The 7,772-nt window shown below is 29.2% G+C and carries 9 protein-coding genes; 1 reads left to right on the top strand and 8 read right to left on the bottom strand.

Annotated elements, in window-relative coordinates:
* The 3 genes from N5E64_RS15115 to N5E64_RS15105 form a co-directional block, all read right to left on the bottom strand.
* Nucleotides 1-391, bottom strand: a 391-nt coding sequence (locus tag N5E64_RS15115) for an AAA family ATPase (protein ID WP_280038227.1), incomplete at its 3' end; no start/stop codon positions are given.
* A gap of 27 nt (nucleotides 392-418) precedes the next feature.
* Nucleotides 419-1,792 (bottom strand): restriction endonuclease subunit S, encoded by a 1,374-nt coding sequence (locus N5E64_RS15110; RefSeq protein ID WP_280038226.1) that lies wholly within the window; start codon nucleotides 1,790-1,792, stop codon nucleotides 419-421.
* Entirely contained in the window at nucleotides 1,792-3,189 is a 1,398-nt protein-coding gene (locus N5E64_RS15105) for an N-6 DNA methylase (protein WP_347881240.1), read from the bottom strand. The genes N5E64_RS15110 and N5E64_RS15105 overlap by 1 nt, the downstream gene beginning before the upstream one ends.
* A gap of 337 nt (nucleotides 3,190-3,526) precedes the next feature.
* On the opposite strand from N5E64_RS15105, the gene N5E64_RS15750 reads away from it, so the two are divergent.
* Entirely contained in the window at nucleotides 3,527-3,739 is a 213-nt protein-coding gene (locus N5E64_RS15750) for a hypothetical protein (RefSeq protein WP_347881239.1), read from the top strand.
* 71 nt (nucleotides 3,740-3,810) lie between these two features.
* Here N5E64_RS15750 and N5E64_RS15100 read toward each other — a convergent pair.
* The 5 genes from N5E64_RS15100 to N5E64_RS15080 all read right to left on the bottom strand — a co-directional run.
* Nucleotides 3,811-4,988, bottom strand: a protein-coding gene (locus N5E64_RS15100) for an IS3 family transposase (protein WP_280038224.1) whose coding sequence is annotated in 2 segments (ribosomal slippage) — nucleotides 3,811-4,718 and nucleotides 4,718-4,988 — 1,179 coding nt in all. Because the reading frame shifts where the segments join, the coding sequence is not laid out codon by codon here.
* 42 nt (nucleotides 4,989-5,030) lie between these two features.
* Complete coding sequence (locus tag N5E64_RS15095; RefSeq protein WP_280038222.1) at nucleotides 5,031-5,525, bottom strand: CHC2 zinc finger domain-containing protein; 495 nt, start codon at nucleotides 5,523-5,525, stop codon at nucleotides 5,031-5,033.
* Nucleotides 5,526-5,734: 209 nt separating this feature from the next.
* Nucleotides 5,735-6,988 (bottom strand): primase-helicase family protein, encoded by a 1,254-nt coding sequence (locus N5E64_RS15090; protein ID WP_280038221.1) that lies wholly within the window; start codon nucleotides 6,986-6,988, stop codon nucleotides 5,735-5,737.
* Between the two features lie 111 nt (nucleotides 6,989-7,099).
* Nucleotides 7,100-7,378 (bottom strand): helix-turn-helix domain-containing protein, encoded by a 279-nt coding sequence (locus tag N5E64_RS15085; RefSeq protein ID WP_092908189.1) that lies wholly within the window; start codon nucleotides 7,376-7,378, stop codon nucleotides 7,100-7,102.
* Between the two features lie 107 nt (nucleotides 7,379-7,485).
* On the bottom strand, nucleotides 7,486-7,772 hold a 287-nt coding region (locus N5E64_RS15080; protein WP_280038219.1), incomplete at its 5' end, for a hypothetical protein.

Genomic DNA, 7,772 nt, shown 5'->3' with positions numbered 1-7,772 from the left:
TAATATAGTCTTTGTAAATAGGAAAATACCATTTCTTCCACATCCTATCTTCTTCACCACTATAAATAGCTACAATTTGCTTAGGAAGATAGTTGTATGGATCGGAAACTATTTTTCCGCCAATATTTGTTATAACACTGGTTTTATTTTTAGTGATTGTAATTTTTTCTGAAGAACCGCTATTTGTAAAAGTGATGGAAAAATTAAAAGGAATGTTCTTTTCTTTCTTGTAGTGTAGATAATAAAAAATTATTGATAACGATTCCAATAAATTACTTTTGCCACTACCATTATTACCTATAAAAGCCATAATATGCGATTTATTTTCTTTTAAATCGATATTTAGGTTTTTGTATTCTTTATTTTTTATCTCTAAATGAGTAATTTTCATATTTATTAGTATTGCAGATTGGTTGATTTACTGAAAAATCTCTTTTTCAAATTCTTCGTTGGCTTGATGTTTTAATTCTTCAATTTTAATAATATTTTCAGAAGCTGTTTGTCTAAAGACTTTAATTTCTTCAACAATTAGTTTTTGTTTTTCAACATCTTGAACAACAGGGATTTCAATTTTTAGTAAATTATTCACCCCTAATTCTGTTTGCTTAGTTGCTTGGGCGGATTTTATCTGGTTAACTTGACTTTGACCGAAATCACTATTAAACAATTCAACAAATAATTCTGGATTGAAAATACTTGAATTCAATCTTATTAATAAAATATGACTGTCATATATAAGTCCTTCAAATTCTTTAGAAACATAACTTGCTCGACCAATTGTTCCTTCACCTGTGGAATTAATAATGATATCTCCTTCTTTCGTAAAGAACTTTTGATCTATATTTTTATACCATTCTGGAACGACAGTCTTTGCAAATTCTAATTCAATTTTATTCCAGCGATTACATTTTTGATTTAATATGTATTTATCTGATTTATCAGCGTATTTTGGACTCTTACCTCTAAATACATCATCAATAAGAGATTCATATTTACTCAGCGATTTCAGTTTAAATTGCTTACTTTCAAAACCAGAACTTAATAGCAATTTATCTGTACCCCATTCCAATACATCTTTAAATTCAACTAAATTTAGTCCCTTCTTATTTTCTTTTTTATTACCGACACTAATCCCCAATTCAGTAAACAAATATTTCTCAATTTCTTGATCGATATTTTTGCCATCAACCTCTAATTGATTGGCTTCGTTTATTTTTTTGAAATACGCCTCTACAATTTCTTGTTGTTCTTGCAGAGTTGGTAAAGGAACTTTGAAATTTAAGAAATCTACCTCTTGTAAATAATTTCTATTTGTTGTACCTACACTTGCTGTTTGACTTAATTTTTGAAACTCTTTAGTACCCGTTAATAAGGTTAAGTAAAAAGGATTCACTAAACTATAATCTACATCAAAAGTCCAGAAATTCCCAGTAATAATTGCTCCCTCAAGTTCTTCTGGAACAACACCAAATGCACCATTTCTAGCATCAATTTTTGATAATAAAAATTGCCCTTTAGAAATTAGAAATTGTTTTTTAGTTCCTATCTCTTTACCGTCTTTAATATCTCTTAGAAAAATCCCTTGACCATTAATTTTAATTGTTGCTCTTTTATAAAATTGACCATCTACTACATCTATAGGCGTTTTATTTCTTTTTAAAAATGATCCTATTTTTGCAAATTGAAATTTTTGAGTATAATTTAAATTTTTACCTAATAATGAATATGAACTCCAGTTTTCTAAATCAGTAAAGTTTAAAAAATTTAAAAATGTTTTTTTAACGTTCTCCATTATTTATAAAAGATTTCAGGTTCAGCCACTACATTATTATCCGCTACAGGAATACGGTAAATTTGATTTTCTATTACTTCGTATTGTATGTCTTTTAGTAAGGTTTGCCACAATTTATTTTCTGTACGGTATTGCTTAAACTCTTCAGCTAAAGGTTCTAAATCATTTTCAATTTTAGCACCTGTTGTACTAATACCTGCCTTTTCTACTTCGGCAATCGGAATTTGGTAATTGAATTTTTCTTTTACTTCTGCTTTTATTTCCGCTACGATTTTGTTTTCAATTGCTTTTTGTTCAGTTTTTAACTCTTTTTTCTCATCCGCAGACAAAGCATCTTTTCCTTTTTTCGCTAAAGCTTCTTTTACTTCTTTTAATCGACCTTCGTATTTTACCTTTATCGTTTTAGTGGCTTCTTTTACAATCTTATCATACTCTTTTTGTTCTTCTTCTGTAAACTTTTTGAAGAATAGTAAACTTGGTTTTACCGTTGCACCACTTGCAATGAAAACATCTTGAGGGATAGAAGTAATCAATATAATTTTTGCTTTACCTTCTACATAATCACGCACTTTTTGTAAGTTGGTATTGTTTAGTACCCCTTCTGGTAAAACAATCCCCATCCTTCCGCCTGGTTTCAGTAAATTTAAATTGCGCTCGATAAACAATACTTCGGTCAACGTACTCATTTTACCTGTATCATATAGGTTTAATAAAGGCTTACCGATGTTGTCATTTACTTGTTTTAGTGCCTGATCGTACGCAGAACCATAACGTTTACGATATTTTTCTATACGTTCTAGATCTGTATATTTATCTGCTTCCGTAATTTTTAAAGTTTTTTCAACACGTGCACCAAATGGAGGGTTTGTTAAAATAACATCAAAACGGTTTTCGAAAATTCCATTTACATTTAATAATCCATCGTTATGATGAACCCCACCGTGTCCATCACCGTGCATAATCATATTCATCTTGGCTGTACGGCTCATACGAGGATTAGCATCTGTACCAAAAATACAATCGTAACTTAGTACACGTAATCTACTCTTTGGATTATTGATGTCTAATTCAGCATTTAACTTCGTAAACAAATCGGTTACTTGATCGTCAACTTTTGCTTTTTCTTTTTCAGAAAGCTTGTCATATTCTTCGGTATAATATTGTGCTTTTATTTTGTCCTTTGCTATTTGGATCTCGTCTTCAATTTTTGCACGAACATATTCGAAAGCTTTAATTAAAAATCCTCCCGAACCACAACACGGATCGCAAATTGTTTCACCTTCTTGCGGATCTAATACATCAACCATAAAATCTACTACAGTACGAGGTGTAAAGAATTGCCCTAATTCTCCTCTAAACGTACGTCCTAAGAATTGCTCAAAAGCTATCCCTTTCACATCATCTGATGTCGTAGATAGGTTGTAAATCTGTAATTCTTTTACGATGGCTTCAAAACTATTTTCACGAATTCTTAAAATTTCAGTAGGCTCGAATAAATCATCATCTTTGAAATCTTCTTTTGTTCTTTCAAATAATTGTTGATAAAATTCAGGGCTAGTCTTAGACTTTGTCTCATCATATGCCTTTTTCAGTTTTGTAAACTGTTCCTCAGAGAAAATTTGTCCTCCCTCATTATTTCTTTCGTATCTAATTTTAATAAATAAAATTTTAGAAATTTCATCAAAGGCAGCTTCTGGAGAAAGTTTATCGTTGTTACGAATAATGTTATGACATTTGAATAAAAGTTTAGAAAATTCATCACGAGTAAAGGCTTTTGTTTGTTTTAATAACTCATCTATTTTCTTATCACTTTTAATTTCTTTTGCATTAGGAATGTTTACAATTTCTTCTAAACGCTTTGGAATTAATCCTTTTACAACTTTAAAAATACGTGTTTCTTTTTCGTTAGTTGTTACAAAGAAATCGGCACCTGCCCAAGATGCGTAATTGTAACCCTGAAAATAATCTTCTTCGTGAATAGTAATGTGTGGATATCCCCCTGAATTTTCCAGTGTAAGTTAAGCTACATTTTTTAAAAATTGTAAATTATTATTAAACTCAAAAATAGTTTTATAATTCAAAGCTTTATGTCTTCTATTTCTGTTATACCAAATTTCAATATACTGAAAAATTTGTTTTTTCATTTTCTCTCTTGTAATTAATTTATTTCCATAAATCATTTCAGTTTTTAACGATTTAAAGAAACTCTCAGCCACAGCATTGTCCCAGCAATTCCCTTTCCTTGACATGCTACGGATAACACCATAAGAATCAAGCGTATTTGCAAACTTCTTTGACGCATATTGAACACCTCGATCAGAATGAAATAGCATTCCTTTTTTAATTGATCTATTCTTTATAGCCATACGCCATGCTGCTAAACTCGTTTCTTTTGTACTCATGGTATGGCTTAAACTCCAACCAATCACCTTTCTATCGTACAAATCGATGATTGTTGTTAAATACAAAAATCCCTCTTGAGTTTCAATATAAGTAATATCTGACACCCATTTCATTGAAGGTTTTGAAGCGCTAAAGTCTCTATTAAGTAAATTGCTTACAGTTAAATAATTATGTTTAGAATTTGTTGTAATTCTAAACTTCTTACTTAATTTACTTCTTAAGCCAAGTTCTTGCATATATTTAGCAACCGTTTTAAGTGATATTCTATAACCTAAAGCGTTCAATTCTGAATGAATTCGAGGACTTCCATATCTCTGTTTAAATTCAAAATATAAATATGTTATTTTATCTAACATCAAATTTTTTCTCAAAAGTCGATTGGAATACCCTCTTTTTTTCCATTTATAATAGCTACTGGAATTTATTTTTAATAAAAAACACATTTTCTCAATCGGAAATTGGCGCTCATGATTCTTTATGAATCTGTATTTCATCGACCGTTCTTGGAGAAAATGCTTATTGCTTTTTTTAAGATATCTCGTTCTAATTCAGCATCTTTTAGTTTTTTCTCTAATTCGACTATACGCTCTTGTTCAGGTGTTAGCTTTAAATTGCCTTTTCCTGGAAAACTATTCGATCCATATTCTTGATAATCTTTGCGCCATTTGTATAATAAGGAGGCTTTTATTCCAAGTTCTCTAGCTAATTCGGAAATATTACTTCTTTCGTAACTCAGTTCTACTGCTCGTAATTTAAAAGAAGCATCGTAATGTTTTTTTTGTCCTTTCATCATGTTAAGATAAGTTTTATACCTTTTCTTACTATGGAATTTTTGTTAGGACATCCAAATTTCATATCCATTTTTATTGTTAGGAAATGCAATTGCGTAATATGTTTTTTGATTTAATTTGTAATGAATTTCTTTACAATATCGATTTACAATTTCTAAGATGAGTTTTCTTTCTTCTAAATATTGAACTAAAGGAAACGATGAAATTTCCTTCAATTTTAAAATTTCATATTCGTTTTTTGTTTGAATTTTTTCGAATTGAAAATCATTTTGCTTTTGAAAGGAAAAAGAATTAATACTAAACTTTTGAATAATTTCATTGATTGAAATATTTTCAAGCTTAGAAATTAAGTCTATTAAAGTACCACCAAAACCTTCTCCAAAATCATAAAAACGATTCGTAGAATTATCCACTTTAAAAGAAGCTGTTTTTTCATTTCGGAGTGGACTTAAATACCAATAAGTATTCTGTTTAATACTTATTGGATAAATATTTTTTTGAGCTAAATAATCAATCATTTTGATTTGCTCGTTTATCATTTTGCAATTCATTTTCTGTACGGTTGAGATTTTACGAAATTTTTGATGATTGATGACAGAAGCTTGTAATTAAATGTAATTCAATTCAATAAGCTGTCATCACTTTGTCATCAATCATCAAACTCAAATTTTATTTTCCTAATTCTGTCATCAAACTAAATTTTGATGACGGTTTGATGACGATTTTGATGACAGTATTTTATTATATATCAAATAGTTACAAGGCTGTCATCACTGTCATCAAAAAAATGACGTATTTCGCTGAAAATGATAGAATAATACCTCCCTTTTCGATCAATTTTTACGAATTCACCATGTGGTAAATATTCATATCCTTCGTATTTATTTGAATTATTAGCAGGAGTTAAGTTTAGAGTTTTTAATACGTTTCTTGCTTCATTTATTTCAATAGAGTTTCGTCCATGAATTCGCTTTGAAATAGATTGAATATCCTTCGGAGCAATTAATATTTCATCCTCATTAAAATTTTCATGAATTTCATTTATGATTTCAAATACTTTTTGTTTTGCATTTTCATTCTCATAATTCATTAGTCTTGTTAAAGCTGAAGTTCTAATTTGCTCTGGAGTGAACCACATTCGAGTTTGCTTTGGTGTAGAATGGGGTATTCGTACTAAATAGTTTAAAAAGAAAGGGATTTCCTTGTATAAATGCTTGTCAAATTCAGGGTTTTTAATAATTGATGGAATTTTTCGAACCCAAAATCGAGTTTCTTTTTTATCAATTTTGATAAAATTCTTTTCGAAGTTGGAAGTCATTACAAATTTGTAGAAAGATTCTACTTCTTCTTTATCTTTTCCTTTGCTTTCAATCTTATTTCGATCGGCTGTACTAAGAAATTTAATGCGTTCAGTTACTTGTTGATTGTCTGTAATAATTTCATCAACCAAAACAAGTAATTTTCCATTCAAATCTGAATTAAAGTTATTTACAAATGAATCTGCATTAATGAAAGTTGCATTGAAAGAGAAAATTTTACGAAGCCATTTCAGAAACGTACTTTTTCCTGTTTCACGTTCTGAAGAAACTAAAACAAGTACAGGTAAAATTTGAGTTGGATTTTCTAATAATATTTTCAAATAATCTAACCCTAATAAATATTGTTCTGCGAATATATGTTTGATATATTTTAGAGTGTAAGGGATTTTTAGTTGCAATTCTTGTAAATCAATTTCTGATTCAGTTTCGATATTATAATCTAACGGATGGTAGATATTATAGAAATCTCCAATTTCTCGCTCATAATTGATGTGTTGAGGAATACAGCAAAATCCGTAATACTTTTTGATTGCAGAGATATAATCTTTGCCTAAGTCGTTTACAATGGTTTCTTTATTCCAAGAAATCATGATTTTCTCAGTGTCTTTTGAGATGGTAGGACGTTCAATTATAGCAAAATATGACGTGCCCACTCGAATAAATTCGGCAGAGTTTAAGTTCATAATAAGTTGTTTGATTAATTGTTATGTACTATATTTGCCATAGGATTAAGGCAAAACATAACGTAAGTTATTTTTATAAATGAGAGTTTAATGTGGGATTAAACTCTTTTTTTATGCTTTTACTAAATCTTGATTTTGTGAAGCGATTTTGATTAATTGACTTCTTGAATAAATTATATGCCTACCGATCTTATAAAAAGGTAATTTCCCAGCTTTTCTCCAGTTAATGATTGTCTGAACAGTGGTATCAAACATTTCTGCAACTTCCGCTTGTTTCAATCGATCTTCCTTTATAGGAAAACTTGTTTTCTCAATAAATTTTACTGATTCATTTTTTCTTTCAGGAGCAGAATTATTTTCAACTCCTTTGTCTACAAATCTATTACTCATAATAAAAAGGTTTAATTGTTTTTAACTGAGTCAAACTTAGAATGATTTGAGATATAAAAGTTACACCTATATTACACCTGATTGTTAATTAAAAGATAATCAGTATGTTAATTGATATATTTGAAAAGGTGATTTTTATAGTTTTCAATTATTTTATTAGAATTTTTATTCAAAAAAACGTAATTCTTTATTGATTGTTCACTTGTCGAGCTAACATTTAGATATTCAGCTAATAATTTAGGAAGTAATTTAGATAACCCTTCAAGGTACTCGGAGTCCTTTAAAAATGATAAAGCTGCATATAATTTGAATAAATTCTCTTTTTGAGATAAACAGACATTTAAAGTATCTCGACAGTAATTATATTCAACATTAGAATATTTCGTAGGATTTC

It is taken from the genome of Empedobacter sp. GD03739 (assembly GCF_029843245.1).
GTDB classification, from domain to species: Bacteria; Bacteroidota; Bacteroidia; order Flavobacteriales; family Weeksellaceae; genus Empedobacter; species Empedobacter falsenii_B.
The sequence above is the reverse complement of the archived record's forward strand: the minus strand, read 5'-3'. Positions and strand labels throughout refer to the sequence as shown.